The 25274-nt window shown below is 55.7% G+C and carries 15 protein-coding genes; 14 read left to right on the plus strand and 1 reads right to left on the minus strand.

Annotated elements, in window-relative coordinates:
• Positions 1-57 precede the first annotated feature (57 nt).
• The 6 genes from EAV92_RS02440 to EAV92_RS02465 all read left to right on the plus strand — a co-directional run bounded on the left by EAV92_RS02440 (position 58) and on the right by EAV92_RS02465 (position 8785).
• Entirely contained in the window at positions 58-1824 is a 1767-nt protein-coding gene (locus EAV92_RS02440) for a sensor histidine kinase (RefSeq protein WP_123039604.1), read from the plus strand.
• The gene (locus tag EAV92_RS02445; RefSeq protein ID WP_123039605.1) at positions 1802-3409 is read left to right on the plus strand and encodes a response regulator transcription factor; all 1608 of its coding nucleotides are present in this window, start codon (positions 1802-1804) and stop codon (positions 3407-3409) included. The genes EAV92_RS02440 and EAV92_RS02445 overlap by 23 nt, the downstream gene beginning before the upstream one ends.
• Positions 3410-3542: 133 nt before the next feature.
• Positions 3543-5270: an extracellular solute-binding protein gene (locus tag EAV92_RS02450; RefSeq protein ID WP_123039606.1), complete on the plus strand. Its 1728-nt coding sequence runs from the start codon at positions 3543-3545 to the stop codon at positions 5268-5270.
• Between the two features lie 179 nt (positions 5271-5449).
• Positions 5450-6307: an ABC transporter permease gene (locus tag EAV92_RS02455; protein WP_241158519.1), complete on the plus strand. Its 858-nt coding sequence runs from the start codon at positions 5450-5452 to the stop codon at positions 6305-6307.
• Between the two features lie 20 nt (positions 6308-6327).
• Positions 6328-7212 carry a carbohydrate ABC transporter permease gene (locus EAV92_RS02460; protein WP_123039608.1) on the plus strand — a complete coding sequence of 295 codons (885 nt, stop codon included), beginning with the start codon at positions 6328-6330 and terminating at the stop codon, positions 7210-7212.
• Between the two features lie 28 nt (positions 7213-7240).
• The gene (locus EAV92_RS02465; RefSeq protein WP_206424272.1) at positions 7241-8785 is read left to right on the plus strand and encodes an alpha-L-rhamnosidase-related protein; all 1545 of its coding nucleotides are present in this window, start codon (positions 7241-7243) and stop codon (positions 8783-8785) included.
• A 60-nt stretch (positions 8786-8845) separates the two neighbouring features.
• Here the strand turns inward: EAV92_RS02465 and EAV92_RS02470 are convergent, their stop codons facing one another.
• The gene (locus EAV92_RS02470) at positions 8846-12004 is read right to left on the minus strand and encodes a discoidin domain-containing protein (protein WP_123039610.1); all 3159 of its coding nucleotides are present in this window, start codon (positions 12002-12004) and stop codon (positions 8846-8848) included.
• Between the two features lie 468 nt (positions 12005-12472).
• Between EAV92_RS02470 and EAV92_RS02475 the strand changes: the two genes are divergently transcribed.
• The 8 genes from EAV92_RS02475 (at position 12473) to EAV92_RS02510 (ending at position 25248) form a co-directional block, all read left to right on the plus strand.
• Positions 12473-14203, plus strand: a complete 1731-nt coding sequence (locus tag EAV92_RS02475) for a sensor histidine kinase (RefSeq protein WP_123039611.1) — start codon at positions 12473-12475, stop codon at positions 14201-14203.
• Positions 14204-14221: 18 nt separating this feature from the next.
• Entirely contained in the window at positions 14222-15811 is a 1590-nt protein-coding gene (locus EAV92_RS02480) for a response regulator transcription factor (RefSeq protein ID WP_123039612.1), read from the plus strand.
• Complete coding sequence (locus EAV92_RS02485; protein WP_123039613.1) at positions 15808-17316, plus strand: ABC transporter substrate-binding protein; 1509 nt, start codon at positions 15808-15810, stop codon at positions 17314-17316. Before EAV92_RS02480 ends, EAV92_RS02485 begins: the two co-directional genes overlap by 4 nt.
• A 212-nt stretch (positions 17317-17528) precedes the next feature.
• Positions 17529-19055: an ABC transporter substrate-binding protein gene (locus EAV92_RS02490; protein WP_123039614.1), complete on the plus strand. Its 1527-nt coding sequence runs from the start codon at positions 17529-17531 to the stop codon at positions 19053-19055.
• A gap of 191 nt (positions 19056-19246) precedes the next feature.
• Positions 19247-20164 (plus strand): ABC transporter permease, encoded by a 918-nt coding sequence (locus EAV92_RS02495; protein WP_241158410.1) that lies wholly within the window; start codon positions 19247-19249, stop codon positions 20162-20164.
• 15 nt (positions 20165-20179) lie between these two features.
• Entirely contained in the window at positions 20180-21070 is an 891-nt protein-coding gene (locus tag EAV92_RS02500) for a carbohydrate ABC transporter permease (RefSeq protein WP_123039615.1), read from the plus strand.
• A 46-nt stretch (positions 21071-21116) separates the two neighbouring features.
• Positions 21117-23960: an alpha-L-rhamnosidase gene (locus EAV92_RS02505; protein ID WP_206424273.1), complete on the plus strand. Its 2844-nt coding sequence runs from the start codon at positions 21117-21119 to the stop codon at positions 23958-23960.
• A gap of 25 nt (positions 23961-23985) precedes the next feature.
• Positions 23986-25248 (plus strand): glycoside hydrolase family 1 protein, encoded by a 1263-nt coding sequence (locus tag EAV92_RS02510; protein ID WP_123039616.1) that lies wholly within the window; start codon positions 23986-23988, stop codon positions 25246-25248.
• Positions 25249-25274: the final 26 nt, after the last annotated feature.

The raw sequence follows: 25274 nt of genomic DNA on the forward strand, positions 1-25274 counted from the left end.
CCAATCCGGAAGGTACAGCTTATTGCCTTTTGAGCCCATGGATGGGACGTGACCCGTATGAATCTCAGAGAACGCCTGACCTCGCTTCGTTTGTTCCCAAAGCTCGTCCTCACCTTCCTGCTCGTTTTAAGTCCGATCTACGTGATCGGGACGCTCATGAACGAATCGGGCGCCAAAAACCTCAAACAGGAAATGGACAATTCGTTGACCTCCAGGGTCAATTTGTACATGGAAATCCTCGACAATGACCTCTATCGCGTCTTCCAATTGCTCCACCAATACGTGAATGACGAAGATTTGCAGAACCTGAGCGTGAAAGCCGAAATCATGAGCGATTTCGATCGGACGCAGGCGGTTCTGCGCCTGAAGCGGCGGCTCGATCTTCTCAAGCAGTCCAGCACGTTCGTGGAGAACGTGTCCGTCATGATCCCGCTCATGGATCGCACGATATCTTCGAACGACAACTCGATTCAAGAACTCGACCGCGTCCAATTCGAGGGTTTGAGAAAAGCGCCTAACCGGCTCGAATCGCCGTTTATCGTATGGAACGACCGCATTTTCATCAGCATGCCGTATCCGGAGACGACGAACCGGGAGCCGGTGTTCCTGCTGCTCGTCGAAATCTCCCGGTCCGAGCTGGGATCCACGCTGTCCCGCTTCACGACGAAAGGGGGCGGTGCGGTATTGACCGGCAAAAGCATGAACTGGGCGATTTCCGGCACGGCCGACACCGCCGCCGCAGGAGCTTTCGCTAAGGATATCCGGGGCCTTGACACGCTCTCCAGCGGACAAGTCCGCAACCTTACGGTCGGCAAAGCCTCTTATCGGGTAGCCAAGCAAGAATCGAGCCTTTACGGGATGTCTCTCTCGATGTTCGTCCCGACCCAAAACGTGGATGCGCCGGTATCGACTTACCGGAAGTGGATGATCGCGCTCTCCGCGGCTTCCATCGCGATCATGCTTGCTTTTTCGCTCAGCCTCTACCGAATCATTCACAGGCCGCTTCGTTCGCTGCTGCAATCCTTCCGCCGCATCGAGCAAGGGCAGTTCAACCAGACGGTGGAGTATCCGTTCAAGGACGAGTTCGGCTACCTGTACGACCAGTTCAATTCGATGGTCCGGCAGCTGAACGTCATGGTGCACGAGGTGTACGAGCAGCAGTACCGGGCGAGGCTGTCGGAGCTCAGACACCTGCAATCGCAGATCAACCCGCATTTTCTGTATAATACGTATTTCATTCTCTACCGCATGGCGAAGCGGGAAGACAACGAGAACCTCGTTCGGCTGACGAAGCATCTGGGCGAGTACTTCCAGTACATCACGCGCGACGCCGCGGACGAGGTGCCGTTCGAGAGGGAAGCCCACCATGCCCGTACCTATATGGAGATCCAGTCCATCCGGTTCGGCCATCGGATCGAAACCCATTTCGACGAGCTGCCGGAAGGCTCGGACAAGCTGGCCGTCCCGCGTCTGATCCTGCAGCCGATCATCGAGAACGCTTATAACCATTCGCTTGAGAAAATGACCCGAAACGGCCGGCTTGAGGTACGGATCGGGCTGGGGCCGGATGTCCTGTTGATTTCCGTCGAAGACAACGGCGATCAATTGACGCAGGAGAAGCTGGAGGAGCTGCAGCTGGCGCTGCGCGTCCACGACGACGTCCGGGAAAGCACCGGCATGCTCAACGTGCATCGCAGGCTGCGGATCAAATACGGCGAGGAAAGCGGGCTCAGGCTGAGCATCGGCGAGCTTGGCGGTCTCAAAGTCGCAATCGTCATCCCGAGAGAAGGAGAGACCCCCCATGAACCGACTGCTGATCATTGACGACGAACCTTATATCGTGGAAAGCATGGAGGAAATGCTGTCCGAGATCGAAGATCTGGAACTGGAGATTCACACGGCCTATTCCTCCGAAGAAGCGGTTGAAATCCTTACGCGCAAGAAAATCGACATCGTGCTCAGCGACATCCGGATGCCGGGAATGGACGGCCTGCAGCTGCAGGAACGGATATTGGAGCGATGGCCCAGGTGCCAGGTTATTTTCTTGACCGGCATGAGCGATTTCAGCTCGATCCAGCAGGCGATCCGCAATCGCGGCACGGATTATATCCTGAAAACGGAAGGCGACGAAGCGATCGAGCGCGCGATCCGTCAAGCGGTCGCGCGGATTCGGGAGGAGTCCCTGAACGAGCAATTCCTGCTGCGGGCCAAGGACCAGCTGTGGCAAGCCCTTCCTCTCCTTCGCAAGGATTGGTTCATGGGACTGCTCGATCCCCAAAGCGCGTCCTCGTCCCTGAAACCGGCGAAAATGGAGGAACTGGGCGTTCTTTTAAGGCCCGACCGGCCCGTCCTGCTCGTGGCCGGCCGGGTCGACCGGTGGCGGGAGGAAGACGGGGACTCCGGCCGCACCTTGCTGTTGTACGCGATCCAGAACATCGCGGAGGAGTATTTGTCCCGCGTGCTTTTTCTGCCGATCCTTTTGGAAGGCTCCCATTTCGCGTGGATGATCCAGCCCGCGCTTCCGTACGAAGCCGACTGGGAAGACACGGCCGGGTTCGTACTGGGAACGCTGGAGAGCATTCAGGCGACTTGCCGCGACTTGCTCCGGCTCCCGGTTTCGTTCGTCACGACGGGGAGCGCCGCTGCGTGGGACCGTCTTGCGGCCACCTATCGGCATCTTAGGCAAACGATGATTTTAGGCCTCGGGGACGGGCAGGACATGCTCATTACCTATTGCGAGACGGAAACGGAAGACGCGGATGGCAGCCCGGTGTTCGCCGGTCGGTTGTCCGAGCTGGAGCAGATGCTGGAATCCGGCCGCCAGCAGGAATGGGACCGGTTGCTGGACGAGAGCTTTCAGGCGGGTTTCAAGACTTTCGCCTCGTATGCGGAATTTTATTATGCGGTTGCCCTAATGCTGCTGCGGCAGCTGAACGCGGCCGGCGCCGAATCCCCCGAGGGCGGGGACACGGCGAAACGGCTGATGGACCTGGACGGCCATCCGACCAAGGAAGCCGCCGTCTCGTACTTGAAGGAGACCGCGTCCCGTTTGCTCGAACGGCGGAAAAGAACCGTCGACGAACGGACCGTGAAAATCATCCAGAAGCTGAACCATCACATCCGCGAGCATCTGGCCGACGACCTATCCCTGGATACGCTGGCATCCGTCGTCTATTTGAACGCTTCGTACCTGTCGACCCTCTACAAACAAAGCACGGGGCGGAACCTGTTCGATTACATTTCCGAGCTTCGGATCGACATGGCCAAGGAGCTTCTCGCCCGTTCGCCCCTCAAGATCCATGAAATCGCCGTGCAGGTGGGCTTCGCGACGGCCGGCTATTTTACGCGTTTCTTCAAGCGGCATACCGGAACCACGCCGCAGGAATACCGCGCCGCCCATGAGAAATGAAAAAACTCCCAAGATACAAACAAAAGATAACGGTTCTAAAAGATGTGAAATATACGGGCTCCAGACCCGCCTCTATACTGAAAATGAAAGTAGAAGAGCTACACTTTCATACCGACAAGGGGAGGAAAAGAACATGTACAAACGCACCAAAGCGGCGGCGGTCGCTAGCCTTCTGTGTTTGACGCTCGTGGTTTCCGCCTGCGGAGGCAACAAAGACAAGAATGCGGAAAGCAGCGCCCCGGCAAGCAGCGCTCCCGCAAGCGCGAGCACTTCCGACAGCGCCAGCCCGTCCGCCCAACCGGCGGCGGATCCGTTCGGCAAATACGACCAGGGCATCGAAATCTCCACGGTACGCATCCTCAAAAACGAACTGAAGTTCCAAAGCGGGGAAGATCTCGACAACAACATTTGGACGCGCGACCTGAAAGATCAGCTCGGCATTACGCTGAAGAACAAGTGGGTCGTCAAGGCGGATCAAGGCGCCGAGAAAATGAACGTGTCGATCGCTTCGGGCGATCTGCCGGACGTGTTCGCGGTTAACGCCACCCAGCTGAAGCAGCTGGCGGACGCCGGCCAAATCCTCGATTTGACCGACCTGTACCAACAATACGCGTCTCCGCTCGTGAAGGAGTTCGCCGACGCGACGACCAACGGTCTGGCCGCGGCGACCTTCGGCGGCAAGCTGATGGCTTTTCCGGCCGGCGTCGCGACGATTGACAACTCCCCGATGCTGTGGATCCGCAAGGATTGGCTGACGAAGCTGAACCTGGCGGAGCCGAAGACGATGGACGACGTGCAGAAAATCGCGGAAGCGTTCGTCAATCAGGATCCGGACGGCGACGGCAAGAAGGACACCTATGGCTTGGGATTGAACAAAACGCTCGTCTGGACGAACGGCGGCGGCGCATTCGGCAGCTTGGAAGGCTTCTTCAACGGCTACCATGCTTACCCGCAAAGCTGGATTAAAGCTTCTGACGGTACCCTGGCGTACGGCAGCGTTCAGCCGGAAATGAAAGCCGCGCTGGCCAAGCTGCAAGAAATGTACAAGAACGGCCTGATCGACAAGGAATTCGGCGTCAAGGACGAGAACAAGGAAGCCGAACTGGCGAACTCCGGCAAGCTCGGCATGTTCTACGGCCTGATGTGGAACACGCTGTTCCCGTCGCTGGGCGACGGCCGCAAGAACGATCCGAACACGGATTGGCAGGCTTACCCGATCGTGTCCGTGGATGGCAACCCGGCGAACCCGCAAACGCCGGCCGTCTCGATCGACCAATACTACGTCGTCAACAAGAAAGCCGAGCATCCGGAAGCGCTGTTCAAAATGTTGAACCTGTTCGCGAAGCTGCAATTCGATCCGAGCACGCCGAAGGACGTATGGCAAGCGCACTCCAAAGTCGGGGACATCGAGGTATGGGGGTACTTCCCGTTCACGGTCGGCCGTCCCGACAAAAACCTGACGATTCACCACAACATCGTGAAAGCGCTCGACAGCAAAGATCCGTCCAGCCTCAACCCGGAAGAAACCGACGCCTACAACCACAGCCTCGCCATGGAGCAAGGCAAAGGCGATCCGACCGACTGGGCTTACGACAAAACGTTCGGCCGCGAAGGCTCGTTCAAAGTCATCGACCAATACGTGACAGGTAACCTCCTGAAGCCGAGCGAGTTCTACGGGGCGCCTACCCAGACGATGGCCGACAAAAACGCGACGCTGTTGAAGATGGAACTCGAAACCTTCACGAAGATCATCATGGGCGGTTCTTCGGTCGACGACTTCGACAAGTTCGTCAGCGACTGGAAGAAGCTTGGCGGCGATCAAATCACCCAAGAAGTGAACGATTGGGCAAAATCGAAGTGAAAACGGAGTAACGCCGGAACGGGAGGGCCATGGATCAACCCCAGCCCTCCCGTTTCTTTTCCCAAGGAAGGAGTATCGCGATGAGCACATCGATCGCCGGCCGTGAAACCAACGCCGACATTGCCGTCAACCGCAAAGGAACCCGCAGCGGCCGAATCCCGCAGCTTCCGCTTCATCTCATGATTCTTCCCGGGCTGCTACTGATCCTGGTATACAATTACGGACCGATGCTCGGGCTCGTCATCTCGTTCCAGAAATTCATTCCGGCGCGCGGAATCGCCCACTCGGCCTGGATCGGGCTGGACAATTTCAAATACGTCGCGAATTTGCCGGATACGAAGGAAATTTTGTGGAATACGATCGTCATCGCGCTCATGAAAATGGTCGCGAATCTTATCGTACCGCTCGTGATGGCTCTTCTGCTCAACGAAGTGCGCAAAGCGTTTTTCAAACGGGGCGTGCAGACGCTCATTTATTTGCCCCATTTTCTGTCCTGGATTATCCTGGGCGGCATCCTGATCGATATCCTGAGTCCCTCCGAAGGAATCGTGGGAGCCATGCTGAAATCGGTCGGGATCGAGCCCATTTACTTTCTCGGAAGCAACCATTGGTTCCGGTTCGTACTGGTGACTTCCGACGTATGGAAAGAATTCGGGTTTAACACGATCGTGTATTTAGCGGCGCTCACCGGCATCAATCCGTCCCTCTATGAAGCCGCCATCGTCGACGGCGCGGGACGCTGGAAGCAGACCTGGTACATCACGCTGCCCGGAATCGCGTCGATCATCGTTCTCTTGTCCGTACTCAGCCTCGGGAACGTGCTGAATGCCGGATTCGACCAGGTGTTCAACCTGTACAGCCCGCAAGTCTATGAGACAGGCGACATTATCGACACGTTCGTGTATCGGATCGGGCTCCAGGAAGCGCAGTACGGCGTCGCGACGGCCGTCGGCCTGTTCAAGTCGATCGTCTCGCTGTCCTTCATTTCCTTGTCCTATTATTTGGCTTACCGGCTCGCCAACTACCGAATCTTCTAAGAGAAAGGAGCGCTCGCGTCGTGGTAGAGCATCTCACCCCCGGCAGAAAGGCGTTTTTCGCCTTCAATTATATCTTCCTTACCCTCGTGGCACTGGCGTGCGTGCTTCCGCTGCTCCATGTGCTCGCTCTTTCGTTCAGCTCGAGCTCGGCCGCATCGGCCGGTTACGTCAAGCTTTGGCCGGTCGAATTCACGCTCAGCAGCTATAAGTACGTGGCGGAACAGAAAGCTTTCCTTAAATCGATCGGGGTGACCTTGGAGCGGGTGGCGATCGGGGTTTCCGTCAACATGCTGCTGACCATCCTCATCGCCTATCCTCTGTCGAAAGAGACCGGCGTGTTTCGGCCAAGGACGTGGTATGCGTGGATTTTCGTCATTACCATCCTGTTTAACGGCGGGCTCATCCCGACCTATATGATCGTGAAATACACGGCGATCATGGATACGATTTGGGCGCTGGTCTTGCCGGCGGCCGTACCGGTGTTCAACGTCATCCTGATGCTGAACTTCTTCCGCAATCTTCCGAAGGAGCTGGAGGAAGCGTCGTTCATGGACGGAGCCGGACATTGGACGACCCTGTGGCGGATCTACGTCCCATTGTCCCTGCCCTCGCTGGCCACGGTGACGTTGTTCGCGACGGTCGGCCACTGGAATGCCTGGTTCGACGGCCTCATCTTCATGAACACGCCGGACCACTATCCGCTTCAGAGTTATTTGCAGACCATCATCATCAATCAGGACTTCTCGGCGATGGCCCAGGCCGACCTGGACTCGCTCACGAAGATCAGCGACCGGACGGTCAAGGCGGCGCAAATCTTTCTGGGGTCGCTGCCGATTCTGCTTGTCTATCCGTTCTTGCAGCGCTTCTTCATCAGCGGCATCGTGCTGGGCAGCGTGAAGGAATGACTTGCATGGCACAGGGAGCGTTAAATTCGTGAAAACATTCCATCCATTCGTCGATAAGGCGGAGAGCTTGCTGCCGCGACTGGCCGAACATCCCGTAACCCCCGCAAGGTTGGTGGAGGTCGTTGCGGACCCGAACGCCTTTCAAGGCTGGGCCGTGCAAGAGGCGGGTACCGTCGAAGAACTCCAAACGCGGGGGTTCGGCAAGGGCGACAGTTTCATTTTGGATTTCGGAGACCATCAAGTCGGTTATTTGACTTTGTCGCTCGATACGATTGAGGCGCGTGCCGATTCGCCCGTCCGGATGAAGCTCACGTTCGGGGAAATGCCTTGCGAAATGGCCGAGGATTTCGAGGGGTATGACGGCTGGTTGGACCGCTCCTGGCTGCAGGACGAAATCTTCAATTTCGACGTGCTGCCCGGGACGTACACGCTGCCCCGCCGTTATACGTTTCGCTACCTTAAGGTGGAATTCATCACGCCGGCACGGAAGTACAAGGTTGTTTTCCCCGATATTCGCGTGACCGCGGTCACCTCCGCGGACGTCAGCCAAGTCGCGGCTTTGCCCGAATCGATTCCGGAAGAATTGCGGGACATGGACCGGATCGCCGTGAAAACGCTGCAGGATTGCATGCAGACCGTATTCGAGGACGGACCGAAGCGGGACCGCCGGCTCTGGATCGGGGACCTGCGGCTTCAAGCGCTGACGAACTATTGCACTTTCCGCAACTATGATTTGGTTAAACGCTGTCTCTATTTGTTTGCCGATCTCCGGCTGGAGAACGGAGCGGTGGGTGCTTGCGTCTATGAAAAACCCGAACCCGCCGGGGACGACATTTACCTGTACGATTATTCGCTTTTCTTCGCAGCTACCTTGTACGACTATTACCGTGCCTCGAAGGATGAAGAAGCGTTGCGGGAGCTGTGGCCCGTCGCTTACGAGCAGATCCTGCTCTCCTTGGAAAGATTGGATGAGCGGGGAATCCTGAAGGACGATCCTTCCTGGTGGTGCTTCACGGATTGGCATGACAAGCTGAATAAGCAAGCTTCCGCTCAAGCGGTGTTGATCTATACCATGAAACGGGCATTGTCGCTTGCCGAACGGGTTGGAGATGCCGGAAAGGCGAGCTTCATCCGTCGGCAACTGAAGATCGTGACGGCTGCGGCACTCGAGTATTTATGGGATTCCGAACGCGGTTTCTTCGTCAGCGGCGCGGATGGTCAAATTTCCTGGGCCTCCCAGGTCTGGATGGTGCTCGCCGAGGTGCTGGACGCCGAACGGAACGGGGAGCTGCTGGACCGCCTGCTCACGGTGAACCCGGAGATTCGGCCCAAGACGCCTTATATGTATCACCATCTGGTAGAGGCTCTGATCCTGGCCGGAAGGAAAGAGAAGGCGCTCGAGCAGATGAAAGCGTATTGGGGAGAAATGATGCGGGACGGGGCGGATACCTTCTGGGAGGTCTACGATCCCGCCGACAAGAACAATTCTCCTTACGGCAGCAATCTGATCAACAGCTATTGCCATGCCTGGAGCTGCACGCCGGCGTACTTTATCCGAACGTATTTCTCGTAAAAGACATCGTGTTCGGAAAAAATGCCATCCCCATGATCGGGGATGGCATTTTCCGTGGCGTTACCGATAGACGTTGAATTCTCCGATTGTCCACCAGCGGCTGGAAGTACCCGTCTGATGAACGTTGATGTAGCGGGCGTTCTGGGTCGGGAAAGTGATTCTCGTAACCGGCTGCCCGGTCGTGGAGCCTTGCGCGACCATCGTCCATGCGCCTCCGTTCGAAACGTACACTTCATAATTGACCGGCGCGTCGGACGGGGTCGGATCGAGGCTCCAGCCGAGGCTCGGGCTGGCGTTCAATTCGACCATGCTGAACGATTGCGTGGAACCGAGGTCAACCTGGAAGAATTCGGTGCCCGCCATCGCATTGCCGGTCGTCCAATTGGTGTTCAACTCGCCGTCGATGGCCATGGCTGGCGTGGAATTGAACCCCGTTCCCTGAGCGGTCGCCGTCCAGCCGCTGTGGCTGATCGGCGTTCCCACGGAAGGCGGCGTCGGGACGCCGAGCACGTTGAAATCGTGGATCGACCACCAGTTGCCGCTTGCGGTGCCGGTCTGCGTCACTTTCACATAGCGGGCGAATTCGACCGGGAAACTGATCAGGTTATCCTGCGCCGGAATCGAGCCGCTCGCCACGGTTCTCCAAGCGGTACCGTCCATCGAGATACTCACTTGATAGCCGCGGGGATAATCGCCCGTCGACGTCGAGGCGTTCAGGGTGACGCCGCTGATCGCGTTGATTTTGCCCATGTCGACCTGAAACCATTGACCGTTCGCCTGTGCCGTGCCGCTCGACCAACGGGTCGTTAGGCTGCCGTCGAGCGTGTTGGCCGGCACGTCCGTTCCCGAAGTGGAAAAGGCGCTTGCCGTCCAGCCGGACCGGTTCAGCAGAGGAGGGCTCTGGTTATAGACGCGGAATTCCGCGATCGACCACCAGGTGTTGTTGGAACTGCCGGTTTGCGTGACCCGGATGTATCGTGCCGTCTGGCTCGGGAAGCTGACCTGGATATCCTGGCCGAGACCGGTGCCGGAGGCGATCGGACTGCTCCAATTCACGCCGTCGTTCGATACGGCGACGCTGTAACCGCGAGCGTAATCGCCGACGCTGGGGCCGGTGTCCATGTCGATCTTGTTGAACGTTCTCGCCGAACCCATGTCGACCTGGAACCATTGTCCGGGAGCCGGCGCGGCGCCGTTCGACCAACGCGTTTCGAGGCTGCCGTCGAGGACTCTGGAAGGCGAGCCGTTCGTTTCGGTCGACGAAGCGCTGGCTGTCCATCCGTCCCGAGGGAGCAGGCCGTTCTTGCTGTTGTACAGCGACACGTTGCCGATCGTCCAACCGCGGCTTGCGCTGGCCGTCAGTTGAACTTTCACGTATTGCTTGGTTTGCGGCGCGAAAGTGATGTTCGTCATGCCGTTCGATCCGGTACCGCTCGCGATCGCGGAACCCCAGTTGACGCCGTCGCTTGACGTGAACACTTGATAGCTGCCCGGATTGTCGTTTGGCCACAGCTGGCCCTGGTTCAGGCTGATTTGGTCGAAGGCTTTGGCAGAGCCCAAGTTCAAGGTGAACCATTGGCCGCTTGCCTGATTGGTACCGCTGTTCCACAGCGTCAATGAGGACTCATCGATCGCTTGTTTGGCGGAGTAGGAGCCGTTCGTGTTGGAAGCGGAAGCCGACCAGCCTGCAGGGGATAAGACGTCACCCGTAGTCGGCGTCCATCGGTACGTGGCGACGGTGTCGCCGGGAATCGTATCAATGAATTGCCCGTCCGGCGTCGCGATCCGGATCGTTTTGGCGGGGGTGTTCATATTCGTGCTGTTTTTGTCGGTCGGAATCCGGTTGACGACGACGAGAACGATCGTGCCGTCCGGGTTCTTAAACGCAACGTTCGTCACGTTGCCGCCGAACAACGCGTCTGTGCTGTCGATCCGGACGGCGCCGGGTTGAATGAACCGGGAGAACTGGCCGAACGTGTAGTAGTAAGCGTTCAGCTTGTACGAGCTGCTGCCCGGCGTGCCCGCCCAGGACACCTGCGTATCGACGTAGAAGTCCGGGTTGTCGGAGGTGGCATTCTGCCAGTAGCCGGGACCGGGTCCGGGCATGAATTCGCCGAAGGTCATCCAGTAATCATAGCTGTTGAGCCAGTTGCGGAAATATTGGACGAGTTTCGCGGCACCGTTGGTAATTTCCGTCAAATGCAGCGTCTTGTCGGGGTATTGGTAATGAATGCCGGTGGACGAGGTCATCGCGAGCCCGTCGTAATTGTGGAAGCCGAGTCCGTCGATGTACGGGCTGGCTCCGCTGGGATCTTTGAGCACTTGTTCTCCGAAATCGAAAGCGTGGATGGAGTTGTCGTCCAGCGCCCAGATTTTCGTTTTGAGCCCGTGCGATGCGAAGTTCTGCCCAAGCGTGACGGCAAAGCTGGCCTGCTGGGCGGGGGTCCAAACGGTGGTGGGGTACGGCATGTTAATTTGGGGCTCATTCTGCAAGGTGACCGCGTAAATCGGGATGCCCTGCGCCTGATACGCCTCGACGAATTTACGGTAATAGTCCGCCAACGTACTATAATACTGGGGCAGCACGCTGCCGCCGTTAATCAGCGAACCGTTGTCCTTCATCCAGGCGGGCGGCGACCAGACGGAGGCGAAAAATTTGACCTTCGGGTTGATCTGCAGCACTTGCTGCAGCGTCGAAATCGTGCCGTTGTCGATGTCCTTCTGGATCGAGAAGTGCGCCAGCGCCGGATCCGCGACGCCGCCGTTGTCGTCGTACGTCCAGAATCCCTTGTCCGGCAAATTCGGATCGTAATCCGAGCAGAAATCGACGCAGCCGATCTCGAGGCGCATCAGCGTATAGTTGTTGCCGACGGTCGGATCGAACAAGGCTTTCAGCGCATTCGTTTTGTCGGCAGGGCTGAGACGATTGAGCTCGTAAATATCGTCGTTGATCATCGTTCCGCCGAAGCCGACGAACGACTGATAAGTGATCGACGGGTCGACTTGAATCGTGGCGTCTACAGGGGCGGTGTCGACCGGCGCCAATGTTTTACTTGGCTGTACCGAAAGCTTGTAGGAACCGGAATTGTCGTTGTACGAACTGTAAGTGACTTGAACGGAACCGCCGGTCCCGGCGGCATTCGCGGCCATTTGGGGAAGTGCAATTGCCGATAAAGCAAGCAAGGCGGCCAAAACCAGGGACATCATCGACTTTTTCATTCGTGATCTTCCTCCCTTTGGGTTAACGAAAACTCGTCTCACGGCAGCAACGACCTTGCGCTGAAAATCTTTCCGGTCATGAATCCCCCTCTTTCATCCATTTTGGAAAGCGATTGCAAACAAATCATACGAGCACGCGGCTGGGGATTGAAATGTTCAATTCTCTAGATTTCTGTTCAATCCTATGGATGATTGGGTGAAAAGAGGAAAGGGAAGGGAGAGAATTCCATTGAAGGTAGAAGAGTTCCATTCAGAAGAACTTCACCCGAATGGAGCTTCCGTGCTTCCGAAGAATAGAAGTCGAAAAAGCGTTACCGCGAGGTCGAAGTTTAGGTGGCGTAACCGCAGCCTTATCCCTAAACTGAGACAGGATGCACCATTTGTAAAAACGCCCGTCCAAATCTATGATGGAAGAAGCAGGCCGCCGATCGTCGGGCGGCCTTTTCTCGAATAAAGGGGAAGTGCTCGATGAGAAGGCTTATTTATCCTTGGGAAGGCCGAAACTCCATACGGTTCAAGCTGGCGCTCGGAATCCTGCTCATCGCGGGGCCGCTGCTCGTTTTGCTGTATTATTACAATTTTTACGCGGTCCGTGTCGTTCACAACCAAGTCTCGATATCGAACCGCAACATGGTCTCCCTGTACATGCATCAGATCGATTCCGGATTAAACACGGTCGACCAGTACTTGCTGGCTTTGGCGACTTCCAACTATGACGTCAAAATATTGGCCTCTCCTCCTTCCGACGATGAATACATGCTGGCTAAAATCCGTCTGTCCGACCAAATCAACAAGGACCTGCTGATGTACAGAACCGTCGCCAATTCCATCTTCGTCTATTCCGATCGACAAGGCGATTTTACCGATGCCGTTACGCAATCCAGCGATCAGGAATATTCGGCGGTTTCCCAATATTTGCACGATGGGCTGTTGGCCGTACCGTCCTCAAACGAAATCGATAACCGTTGGTTCGTCAGGGAAATCGGCGGGAGCCATTATCTCATCCGACTTCTTCGCGCGGAGAATGCCTGGGTAGGCGCATGGGTGAACCTGGGCACCTTGAAGCAGCCGCTCTCTTTTATCCATCTGGGGCCAAACGGGGCATCTTTGTTCCTGGACGACCGAAGCCGCCCTTTGACCGACGATGCGTTTTTGGAGCAAAATGATATTGTTCTGCAACCGCAGCAGCAAACGGATTCCGGCCGGAAGTTCCTCGTGATCGCGGAGCATTCCTCCAAAGGGGATTTCAGCCTGGCGGCCGTCATTCCGACGGCGACGGTACTGCAAAATCTTCCTTATTTGAACCGGATCGTCATCGTGATCACGGTGATCGGGGTCTTGCTTCTTCCGGTGTTCTTCCTGTTCCTTCGCAGGGTGGTGCTCGTTCCCCTGAACCGGCTCCTCGCCGCCATGAAACGGATCGGGGACGGCAATGTCCAAACCCGCGTAGAGCCGATCCGGACTTCCGACGAATTCATGCTCGTGCATGCCACGTTCAACCGGATGATGGAGCAGATGGAAGAGCTGAAAATCAACGTGTATGAAGAGCAGCTGAACAAACAGAAAGCGGAGCTTCAGCATTTACAGCTGCAGATCAATCCCCATTTTTTCATGAATACCTTGAACTTGATTTACAGCTTGGCTTTGGACAAGGATTACGAGTTGATCAAGGAAATGACGCTTCGCCTCGTCCGTTATTTCCGTTATATGTTCCGCAGTAATTTGACCTTCGTGCCTCTTAAAGACGAACTGGAGCATGTCCGCAATTACATCGGCATTCATGAGCTGCGTTACCAGCAGAAGCTGGCGTTTCGGGTGGACGTGCCGGACGATCTGAGGCTCGTGCCGGTTCCCCCGCTGATCATCCAATTTTTGGTGGAAAATGCCTTAAAGCATGGTTATACCGATCGACAGGATGTCCCCGTCATCGAGATCCGGGTTCGTCTGGACGAGTCGGGTTCGGTGCCTTATATGGTGATTACGGTTCAGGACGAAGGGCAAGGCTTCCGGGAAGACACGCTTCATCTGCTGAACGCGGGTGAACGCGTCGTGGACGAACAAGGCGAGCACATCGGAATATGGAACCTATGGCATCGTCTCCGGCTGCTGTACGGCGCCCATGCGGAAATCGTCTTTTCCAACGCGGTGCCAAGCGGGGCCGTCGTCCGCATGATACTGCCTTTACGCAATGAATCTTAGAGAACGGGGGGGTCCTTCATGACACAATTATTGATCGTCGACGATGAACCGCTCGCCGTTCGAAGCGTACTGAACGCGGTGGACTGGGACAGCCTGGGCGTTTCCCGTGTTTTTACCGCTTATGGCGCTAACCAGGCTAAAGAGATATTCGCGGGTGAAGCGATCGACGTTATGCTTTGCGATATCGAGATGCCTCAAGAGAGCGGGCTGAACCTGCTGGCGTGGGTTCGCGAACATCACCCCGCTACGGAGTCCATCTTCCTCACGTGCCATGCGGATTTCTCCTTTGCCCAACAGGCGATTCAGCTCGGAAGTCTGGACTACTTGCTGAAGCCGATTCCACCGGAGGAGCTGGAAAGTGTCATTCGCAAGGCGGTTAGACAGATTTCGGCGAAGCATGAAATCAAACAAGAGAGCGAATCCTGGCGTAAGCATCATCCGCTTTTCATCGAGCGGTTTTGGACGGATATATTCAGAAGGTCAATCCCCTCGAATCCCGCGGCCATCAAGGCGGCGGCAGAGGAAAGAAAGATCGGCTTGCCCGCGGACATGCAGGTGCTGCCGCTGCTGATTCAGGTGAGAAGGTGGCACAAACCGTTAAGCCTGCGCGACGAGAAGATCATGGAATACGCTTTGATCAATACGCTGCAGGAGATGATACAGGGCGCGGGAACCTTGGCGGGAGTCGTGCCGGTGGAACGGGGACAGCTGCTGGCCATTCTCTCGGGGCTGAAAGAGGATGCAGCCGCCCTGAAGAGGATCATGGAATCCTACATCGCCTCCTGCCGGAAGTTTTTCTTTTGCGATATGACCTGTTACGTGGGCACCTCGGTCGCCGTTCATGAGTTTCCGGAAATTTCGAACCGTCTGCTTCAGCTTCGCAAAGCCTATGTCACGTCGGACAATGAGGCGATTCTGCTGGACGGAAAACCGGCTAGTGTCGTTGCGATTCCCCGTCCGGATCTCAAGGTGTGGCGGATCCTGCTTGAAGAAGGGTCCAAAACCCGGGTGCTCCAGGAAGTGGATGGATATTTGGACACGCTGAAGACGATGTCCGGGGTGTCCTCCGCGTTTTTGAATCAAATCGTGCAAGACGTGCTGCAGATCGTCTATTCCTATCTTGACGACATGGGAATCCAAGCGCATCAGTTGTTTCAAGATCCCGTTTCCGTCGAATCGCTGGAACGTTCCACCCATTCGGTAACGGACTTGAAGGTGTGGTCGGACCATTTGATCGATAAAGCGTTCCGCTATGCCGCGGAGCTGAAAGAATCCGCTTCGGTGGTCGACAAGGTGAAAGCTTATATTACGAAGCATCTGGAGCAAGAATTGAATCGGGAGAACATCGCGGCCTCTTTCTTTTTGCATCCGGACTACATCAACCGGCTGTTCAAGAAGGAGACCGGCATGTCCATGACGGAATTCCTGCTCCATGAGCGCTTGCGGATGGCGACCGAGCTGCTGGAGAAGACGGAGCAGCCGGTTACCGTCATCGCCGCGAATATCGGCTACACGAACTTGTCCCATTTCGCGAAGATCTTCCGGAAGCACACCGGCTTGAATCCCAACGAGTACCGGCAATCGAAAAGGAACGAGGGAAAGGCATGAAACGGCGGGGAAAATGGACAGGCTTGGCTTTATTCGCGGCATGGGTTGGGCTGCTCGCCGCCTGCGCCTCCGGAGGAACGGCAGTCAGCGACGAAACGGCCGCACCCAGCGCGTCCGCTGCGGAACCCTATGAAGTCGTCATGGGGTTTCCGGTATTGGGCGACGTTCCGAAGGATCTCCAGCAAGTTGAGGACGCGATCAGCAAGATCACGACGGATAAAATAAAAGCCAAAGTCAGGCTGATGGCCATTCCGTTCGGGCAGTGGTTTCAGCAATCGAACCTCATGCTTACGGGCAACGATCAACTGGATGTCATGCTCGTTGATTTTTCCCACTACAGCGAGATGGTTTCAGCGAAACGACTGACCCCGTTAGATGAGCTGCTTGCGTTGCATGGCCAAGGAATCAAGGATGTTTTAGGGTACAAGCTGGGCGTCGCCCGAGTGAACGGAAAGATCTACACCGTTCCGACGAATCAACTTCCTCTTGGCGGCTCGGCGATTTATATGCGAAAAGATCTTTTTGATCAAACGGGACTCGATTTGAACCGCGTAAAATCGGTGGATGACCTCGATCGCGTTTTTAAGGCCGTAAAGGAGAGCAATCCGCAGATCGCCGTTCTGGCTCCCAATGTGCAAGGCGCAATGCCCCTGACCACGGCCTTCGCAGCGTCGGGAGAATACGACTCCTTGCTGGACGGGTTGGGGGTCGTCAAGAATTCGGACGGCGGCAGGAAAGTAGTCGACTGGTACGAAACGCCGGAATATTCGTTTGCGCTTAAGAAGCTGAGAAGCTGGTACGTGGCGGGCTACCTTCCGAAGAATGCGGCCACGCTCAGAACGAACAACACGGAACAGGTCAAATCCGGTAAAGCCTTCGCCTTGATCGATTCCGATAAACCCGCCGCGGAGAAACAGCAATCCGCCGTCGTTGGCAGAGAGATGGTGAAGGTTTCCTTGCAACCGCCTCTCGTGACGTCGGCAGGGGTGTTGGGTCTGACGTGGGCGATTCCCGCGCATAACTCCCGAAATCCGGCTAAGGCAATGGAGTTCTTGAACTTAATTTATACGGACAAGGATATCGTCAATCTGATTAACTTCGGCATCGAAGGAAAACATTACGTCAAAAAAAGCGAAAACGTCATTTCCATTCTCCCCGGCGATGGATATCGGATGCGCCAAAGCTACATGTTCGGAAATGCGCACCTGACCTATCAGACGGACACGGAAGATCCGAAGGCGCGTGAAAAAGGTTCGGCATTCGAAGCGGCCATGGCGAAGTCGAACACCTTGGGTTTTACTCCCGATCTGGACGACGTGAAGACGGAAGTCGCCGCGGTGAAGAACGTGGTCGCCCAATACGTTCCTGCTTTGGAGACGGGCAGCGTGAATCCGGACAAGGTACTTCCGCAATTCATAGAGAAACTGAAGGCGGCAGGCATAGACAAGATTATCGCCGAGAAACAAAAACAGCTCGACGCATGGCTTGCCGCGGGCCGCAAATAAGACGAAACGACGGTCGCTTTCTCGTTCAGAGAAAGCGGCCTTTTTTATACATAAGCAAACGCGATTTCTCTAATCGACATAAGGAATGACCCTCGGCGCAAAGTCGAAATAGTGTTGTCCGTTGGTCGAAGTTCGAGCGGTTGCCCGACATGTAAGCGCTGTATGATGGGATCAGATTCAGGCAAAATCAAAATTGTCTATGGGGGTATCTTATGAGCAAGTGGAAGAAATTAGCGGGTGTCGCCCTGGCGGCGACCATGGTGTTGGTAACGGCCTGCGGAAATAGTAATAAGAGCGAATCTTCGCCATCTTCCAGCTCCGCCGCGCCGAGCTCGTCCGCTGCGCAGACGGATGCCGGGGAAACGTACGAAGTGGTCATGGGATATCCGTTGCTGGGCCCGGTGCCGAAGGATCAGGCCGAAGTAGAAGCCGCCATCAGCAAGATTACCAAAGAGAAGATCAACGCGACCGTGAAGCTGCTCGCCATTCCTTTCGCCCAGTGGTCTCAGCAGGCGAACTTGATGCTTACCGGCAATGAGAAATTGGATCTCATGCTCACGGATTTCGCGACCTACGGCTCGATGGTTTCCACCAAGCGTTTTGCCGCATTGGACGACCTGATCGCCCAGAACGGCAAGGGAATTCAGGAAGCGCTCGGAGACAAGCTGAATGCGGCCAAGATCGACGGCAAAATTTACGCCGTGCCGGTCAACCAGCTTCCTGAAGGCGGTTCGGCCCTCTTCCTGCGCAAAGATTTGCTGGATCAAGCGGGCGTTGACGTAAGTACGGTAAAATCCGTGGACGACCTGGATAACGTATTTAAAGCCCTGAAAGAGAAAAATCCGCAGATGACGGTTTTGGCTCCCAACGTACAAGGGGCGATGCCGCTCACCACGATTTTCGATTCGCTGGGTCAATATGATTCTTTGCTCGACGGATTGGGCGTACTCAATGTCAATGACGCCGGCATGAAGGTCGTGGACCTGTACGAGACGCCGGAATATGCCGCCGCCATGAAGAAGCTGAGAAGCTGGTATCAAGCGGGTTACCTTCCGAAAGGCGCGTCTACCATCAAGATTTCGAATACGGATCAGGTGAAATCGGGCAAGGCGATCTCGTTCGTCGACTCGGATAAACCGGCATCGGAGAAAAAGGAGGCGGCAATCGTCGGATTTGACGTGGCGAAGGTACCCATGCAAAAGCCGCTCCTGACGACCCAAGGCGTTCTTGGTCTCGATTGGGCGATTCCCGCCAACAACTCGAGGAACCCGGCTAAAGCCATGGAATTCCTGAATTTGATGTATACCGACAAAGATATTATCAATCTCATCAACTTCGGCATCGAAGGCAAGCATTACACCAAGAAGAGCGATAACGTTATCTCCATTACCGGAGACGGTTACGGCATGCACCAGACCTTCATGTTCGGCAATGTACACCTCACGTACCTGACGGACACGGAAGATCCGAAATCCCGGGAAGACGGCAAAGCCTTCGAACAAACCATCGTCAACTCGAAAGCGGTCGGATTCGCCCCGAACCTCGACGCGGTCAAAACGGAGGTGGCCGCGGTCAAGAACGTCACCGCCCAATACGTGCCGGCTCTGGAAACGGGCAGCGTGGATCCGGATAAAGTGCTCCCGCAGCTGATCTCGAAGTTGAAGGCGGCGGGCATCGACAAAATCATTGCCGAGAAACAGAAGCAGCTTGATGCTTGGCTCGCCTCAAACGGCAAGTAATAAGCATTCGATGTAGAGGCGATCGCTCTCCGGACCAGGGGAGCGATCGTTTTGCATTTAATCCGAAGCGGAAGTCGAAATTGTGTTGTTACGAGGTCGAGCGCGCGGTAGTGGGGGGGAGCCGGCCTCTTTACAATGAAAGTAGATCAAGCGGACATTCCAGACCAGCACAACGTGGAAGGGGACTCTTTATGAAGAAGACGCTCAGCAGAAATAAGGCATACCTGCCGATCCTGGTCATGATGCTGCCGGGCATGGTTTATTTGCTCATCAACAACTACTTGCCTATGGCGGGACTCGTGATCGCCTTTAAAAATATCGACTATTCCAAAGGGATCTGGGCAAGCGATTGGAACGGGTTCACCAACTTCAAATTCCTGTTCCAGACGAACGACGCGTATGTCATCACCCGAAACACGCTGCTGTATAACGGCGCCTTTATCGTCATCGGTCTCATCTGCGCGGTTGGGGTCGCGATTCTATTGAACGAAGTCAGAAACCGTTTCATGTCCCGATTGTATCAGACCGTCATGCTGCTTCCTTTTCTGATCTCGATGGTCATCGTCAGCTACCTCGTATTCGGTTTTCTGGGCGAAGATCAAGGATACCTCAACCATACGTTGCTGCCGAAGCTCGGATTGGAACCGATCTCCTGGTACATGGAACCGAAGTACTGGCCGTATATCCTCGTTCTTGTGAACCTGTGGAAATCGATCGGCTTTAACTGCGTGATCTATCTGGCTTCCATCATCGGGATCGATCAAGAATATTACGAAGCGGCCACCCTGGACGGGGCGAGCAGGTGGCAGCAGATCCGCAAGATTACCCTCCCGCTGATCTCGCCCGTGATCATCACGTTGACGCTGCTGGCGATCGGCAGAATCTTCTATTCCGATTTCGGATTGTTCTATCAAGTGCCCATGAATTCCGGCATGCTGTACGACACGACCAACGTCATTGACACTTATGTGTTCCGGGGCTTGCTGCAGAATAACGATATCGGCATGTCCTCGGCGGCCGGATTCTATCAATCGGTGGTCGGGTTCGTCCTCGTTATCTTGACCAACTACGCGGTCCGCAAGTTCAGCAAAGACAACGCACTATTCTAAGGCGAGGTGAGAAGCGTGAATCAAGACAAAGGCATATGGCAGTGGGTCTCCCACATCATCTTGGCGGTTTTCTGCATCCTGTGCATCATCCCTTTCGTGCTTCTGGTCTCGGCTTCCTTGAGTTCCGAGGACAGCATTCTGCAGAACGGTTACGCCTTTCTTCCGAAGGTGTTCAGTCTTGACGCCTACGAGTATCTGACGGGAAACATGTCCGTCATCGGCAGGGCATACGGCATCACGGTAATCGTAACCGCAATCGGAACCGCCGTGAGTCTGCTGATGACCGCCATGCTGGGGTACGGCCTATCCCGCAAGGAAATACCGGGTTACAAGTTGTATACCTTCCTCGTTTTCTTCACGCTGTTGTTCAATGGGGGGTTGGTGCCGACCTATCTGGTCTACACGCAAATGTTCGACGTGAAGAACACGCTTTGGGCCTTGCTCATTCCGGGCCTGCTCATGAACGGATTCAACGTTCTGCTTGCCCGTTCTTTCTTCATCAATACGATCCCGGGGCCCGTTCTTGAATCGGCCAAGATCGACGGAGCAGGGGAATACCGCATTTTCTTCCAGATGGTGCTTCCGCTGTCCTTGCCCATCATGGCCACCATCGGTTTGTTTACCGGCATCATGTACTGGAACGATTGGAACAACGGGTTGATTTACATTACGGATCAGAAGCTGTACAGCATTCAAATTTTGCTCAACCAGATTATGCAGAATATCGAGGCGCTGAAAACTGCCAGCTCCGCCTATGGTGATGCCTCCGCCAACGCCGCGGAGCTGCCCGGCGAAACCGCGCGCATGGCAATTGCCGTCATCGGGGTGCTGCCGATCATGATCGCGTATCCGTTCTTCCAGCGCTTCTTCGTGAAAGGCATCGCCGGAGGAGCCGTTAAGGGCTGAGTCCAACATTGTCGTGCCCAGTGTTTAGAAAAAGGAGAGTTGCAGCTTGAAGATCACCCGAATGAAAACGAACCGCATCGTGAATCCGCTGGGCTTCGAATTAGGAAAACCGCGCCTGTCCTATGTCGTCAGCGAGACGGAAGCAGCCAAACAAATCGCCGCGCGAATCGAAGTGTCGCTGGACGAAAGTTTCACCCAAGTCATGTACGATACCGGCCGAAGCGCTGAAATCAGCAGTCTCGCGTTTGAACTGCCGATTGCGTTAGTGCCAAGAACCCGATATTACTGGCGCGTGACGGTTTGGGCGGACAACGGAGACGAGGCGACGAGCGAGCCCGCTTGGTTCGAAACCGCGAAGCTCGAGGAGAAGTGGGCAGCGGAGTGGATTTCGCCGAAACTGGATAAGGAAATCCATCCCGTGTTAGGAACGGCATTCTCGATCGCCAAGGAAGTCAAGAGCGCGCGGGCTTACGTATGCGGTTTGGGATTGTACGAAATGGAGTTGAACGGCGAGAAAGTCGGTGAAGAGTATCTGACTCCGCATTTCAACGCCTATGACAAATGGCTGCAATATCAAACCTACGACATTACGGACAGGATTCTACCGGGCGTTAACAACGTTGAAGTCATGCTCGGGAACGGTCTTTACAAAGGCCGTTTCGGATTCGAAGGCGGCAGGCATGAGGTTTATGGAGACCGATTCGCCTTGCTGTGCGAGATCGTCATCACGCATCCGGACGGGACGTCGACCGTCGTGGGTTCCGATCAGACTTGGCAGGCGAGGAAAAGCCGCGTGATGGCGAGCGGTCTCTATGACGGAGAAATCTACGATGCGGCGTTCCAAGACGATGCCCGATTCGGCGTAGAGAAGATTGAAATCGGGTATGACCGGCTGCAGGCTAGACGAAGCCTGCCGGTCGTCATCCGCGAGCGCCTGAAACCGGTCGAGATTCTGACCACTCCGGCAGGAGAAACCGTGCTGGATATGGGCCAGAACATGGTCGGCTGGATTCGGTTCCGCAACCGTGCGCCCAAGGGAGCGGAAATCGTCTTGCAGTACGGCGAGCTCCTTCAGGAAGGAAACTTCTACCGGGAAAATCTTCGAACGGCCAAAGCGGAATTCCGGTATGTTTCCGATGGCGAAGGCGCCTGGGTTAGACCGCATTTCACGTTTTACGGATTCCGTTACGTGAAGGTCACGGGTTGGCCGGGTGAATTGCATCCGGACGACTTTATCGGATGCGTGCTTCACTCCGACATGGAGCAAATCGGCAGCATCGAGACAAGTAATCCGTTGGTGAACCGTTTGTTTCTGAACGCTCTTTGGGGACAGAAGGGCAACTTCCTGGACGTTCCGACGGATTGCCCGCAGCGGGATGAGCGGATGGGCTGGACCGGCGATGCGCAGGTGTTCGCCGGTACCGCTAGTTTCAATATGGATACGCACGCATTTTTCGCGAAATACGGTTATGACCTCTGGAAAGAGCAAGCGGCGAGAGACGGCATGGTTCCCATGGTGATACCGGTGGCTACCGTGGACGGCGGCGGTTCCAGCGCATGGGGCGACGCCGCAACGGTCATACCGTGGACGGCCTACCTTCACTCCGGGGATTCGGCCATTCTCGAACAACAATTCGACAGCATGAAGGCGTGGGTCGATTATATCAAGCGAATCGACGACTCGTCCGGGAGCAGGCGGCTGTGGGCGGCAGGCTTCCATTTCGGGGACTGGCTGGCCTTGGACGGAGACGATCCGGCGTCGCCGCTTGGGGGGACGGAGACCGCGTTTATTTCATCCGCCTACTACTGTTACTCTTCTATGCTGGTCGCCAAGGCCGCGAAAGTGCTTGGAAAGCGCGAAGAAGCCGAATTCTATGAAAACCTGTCCAATGAAGTGAAAACCGCCATCCGAGCCGAATATTTCACGCCGACCGGACGCTTGGCCCTGAATACCCAAACTGCGCATGTCGTGGCCCTCTTTATGGATTTGGCGTCGGAGAAGGATCGCGGGCGCGTTGCGGACGATCTTCGCGCCAGGTTGAAGAAGGATCGAAATCATCTCAAAACCGGGTTCGTGGGAACGCCTTATCTGTGCAGGGCGCTTTCCGAAACCGGAAATTCGGATCTGGCTTACACGCTGCTGCTGAACAAGGATTATCCCAGCTGGCTGTATGCGGTGACGTTGGGCGCGACGACGATCTGGGAGCGTTGGAACTCGGTGTTGCCGGACGGGAAAATCAGCGGAACGGACATGAACTCGCTGAACCATTATGCTTACGGATCCATCGTGGAATGGATGTACCGTTATGTCGCCGGGATTAACCCGGCGGAAGACAAACCCGGCTTCAAGCACGTCCGCTTGACGCCTCAGCCGGACTTCCGGTTGAAGTTCGCCAAGGCGTCTGTCGACTCGGCTTCGGGCCGGTACGAGAGCGGTTGGGATTTAAACGAAGAGGGCGGCTTACGATTCCGCTTCGTCGTTCCGTTTGACGCGACCGCCACCGTAGAACTGCCGGATGCCAAGCGGGAAAACGTGCTGGTGAACGGCCGTCCGCTGCAAGACGCCGCGATCTCCTCCGTGCAGAACGATAAGTTCGTACAAGCGGAACTGACCAGCGGAATCTGGGAGTTTGCGTACCCGCCTGAAATCGAATATATCAAGCGTTGCAGCACGCATATGCCGATTCAGGATTTCATGCAAAATGAAGAAGCGAAAAAAGCGTTGTTCGACGCCTTGCCGCATCTTGAGGAACAGTTGCAGGGGATGGTTCGGAACTGGGGCTCCAGCTCTTTAAGGGAAGTCAGCCACCTGCCGTTTTTGAAGATTTCGGTGGAGGCTTTGGATGAATTGGATCAACGTCTCAAGCCAATCAAGGCGGTCGTGGATTAACAAATAGGCGAGGGGAGATTTGGACATGGGTGTTGCATTTCCGAAAGACTTTCTCTGGGGTTCGGCAACGGCCGCGTATCAAGTAGAGGGCAATAACACGAACAGTGATTTTTGGGCGGAGGAGCAGGCGGAAGGATCTCCCTATGCCGACAAGTCCGGCGACGCTATCGACCATTACCGGTTGTATCGGGAAGATATCGCGTTAATGGCAAGCTTGGGGCTCAAAGCTTACCGGTTTTCCATTGAGTGGGCGCGCGTAGAGCCCGCACCGGGTCAGTTCTCGAAGTCGGATATCGAACATTACCGGGATGTGCTGCTGGCCTGCCGCGAGCACGGTTTGGTACCGTTCGTGACGCTGCATCATTTCTCGTCCCCGCAATGGCTGATGAGATTCGGCGGGTGGGCGAGCCCGCAAGTTCCGGAATTATTCTCACGTTACTGCGAATTCGTTTTTCAGGAACTGGGGGAGCACATCCCTTACGCACTCACATTCAATGAGGTCAATTTGCCCACCATGCTGCGCGCGATCTTCACGAAGATCGGCATCGTGCCGCCGGTCGGCATCGACGCCGCATCCTGGTCCGCTCCTAAGTGGAGGGAGTCTGCCGCCGCATTGTGCGGAACGACTCCGGATAAGTATGTCACGTTCCATATGATCTCGGACGAGACGAAGATCGGGTTGCTGAAAGAAGCGCACCGGAAAGCCAGGGAAACGATCAAACGGATTTCTCCGGACACCCAAGTCGGCTTTTCGATGGCCTTGTCCGACATTCAGGCGGCATCGGGCGGAGAAGCGCAAGCTGAAGCCAGGTGGCAGCTCGTATTCGGCCAATTCGCGGACATGGCGGAAGGCGACGATTTCTTCGGCCTTCAGAATTACACGCGGGAAGTGTACGGTCCAGAGGGCCCAATCCCTCCAGCCGAAGGTGCGGAGCTGACGCAGATGAAGTACGAATATTACCCGGAAGCGCTGGGGAATGTGGCCCGTAAAGTCGCCAAGACGCTCTCTCTCCCTATCTTCGTGACCGAACATGGCGTTGGGACGGATGACGATAGCAAGCGCGTCGCGTTTATCCGCCGAGGTTTGCAGGGTCTTCAGTCTGCCATCGAAGAAGGGATCGACGTAAGAGGGTACTTACATTGGTCGACCTTCGACAATTTCGAATGGAACTCCGGCTACGGCATGACGTTCGGTTTAATCGCCGTGGACAGAACGACTCAAGAGCGAAAAGTGAAAGAGAGCGCGCGGTATTTGGGGCGCATTGCGCAAAGCAATACGATGAACTAGAAGAAAACGGGGTTGCAAATCACTTT

This window comes from Cohnella candidum (assembly GCF_003713065.1).
Taxonomy (GTDB): Bacteria; Bacillota; Bacilli; order Paenibacillales; family Paenibacillaceae; genus Cohnella; species Cohnella candidum.

Excerpts from the sequence above, each read along its gene's own strand:
- EAV92_RS02455 (WP_241158519.1), top strand. The coding sequence starts at position 5,450 with ATGATTCTTCCCGGGCTGCTACTGATCCTGGTATACAATTACGGACCG.
- EAV92_RS02440 (WP_123039604.1), top strand. The coding sequence starts at position 58 with ATGAATCTCAGAGAACGCCTGACCTCGCTTCGTTTGTTCCCAAAGCTC.
- EAV92_RS02480 (WP_123039612.1), top strand. The coding sequence starts at position 14,222 with ATGACACAATTATTGATCGTCGACGATGAACCGCTCGCCGTTCGAAGC.
- EAV92_RS02490 (WP_123039614.1), top strand. The coding sequence starts at position 17,529 with ATGAGCAAGTGGAAGAAATTAGCGGGTGTCGCCCTGGCGGCGACCATG.
- EAV92_RS02470 (WP_123039610.1), bottom strand. The coding sequence starts at position 12,004 with ATGAAAAAGTCGATGATGTCCCTGGTTTTGGCCGCCTTGCTTGCTTTA.
- EAV92_RS02495 (WP_241158410.1), top strand. The coding sequence starts at position 19,247 with ATGAAGAAGACGCTCAGCAGAAATAAGGCATACCTGCCGATCCTGGTC.
- EAV92_RS02485 (WP_123039613.1), top strand. The coding sequence starts at position 15,808 with ATGAAACGGCGGGGAAAATGGACAGGCTTGGCTTTATTCGCGGCATGG.
- EAV92_RS02510 (WP_123039616.1), top strand. The coding sequence starts at position 23,986 with ATGGGTGTTGCATTTCCGAAAGACTTTCTCTGGGGTTCGGCAACGGCC.
- EAV92_RS02450 (WP_123039606.1), top strand. The coding sequence starts at position 3,543 with ATGTACAAACGCACCAAAGCGGCGGCGGTCGCTAGCCTTCTGTGTTTG.
- EAV92_RS02445 (WP_123039605.1), top strand. The coding sequence starts at position 1,802 with ATGAACCGACTGCTGATCATTGACGACGAACCTTATATCGTGGAAAGC.
- EAV92_RS02475 (WP_123039611.1), top strand. The coding sequence starts at position 12,473 with ATGAGAAGGCTTATTTATCCTTGGGAAGGCCGAAACTCCATACGGTTC.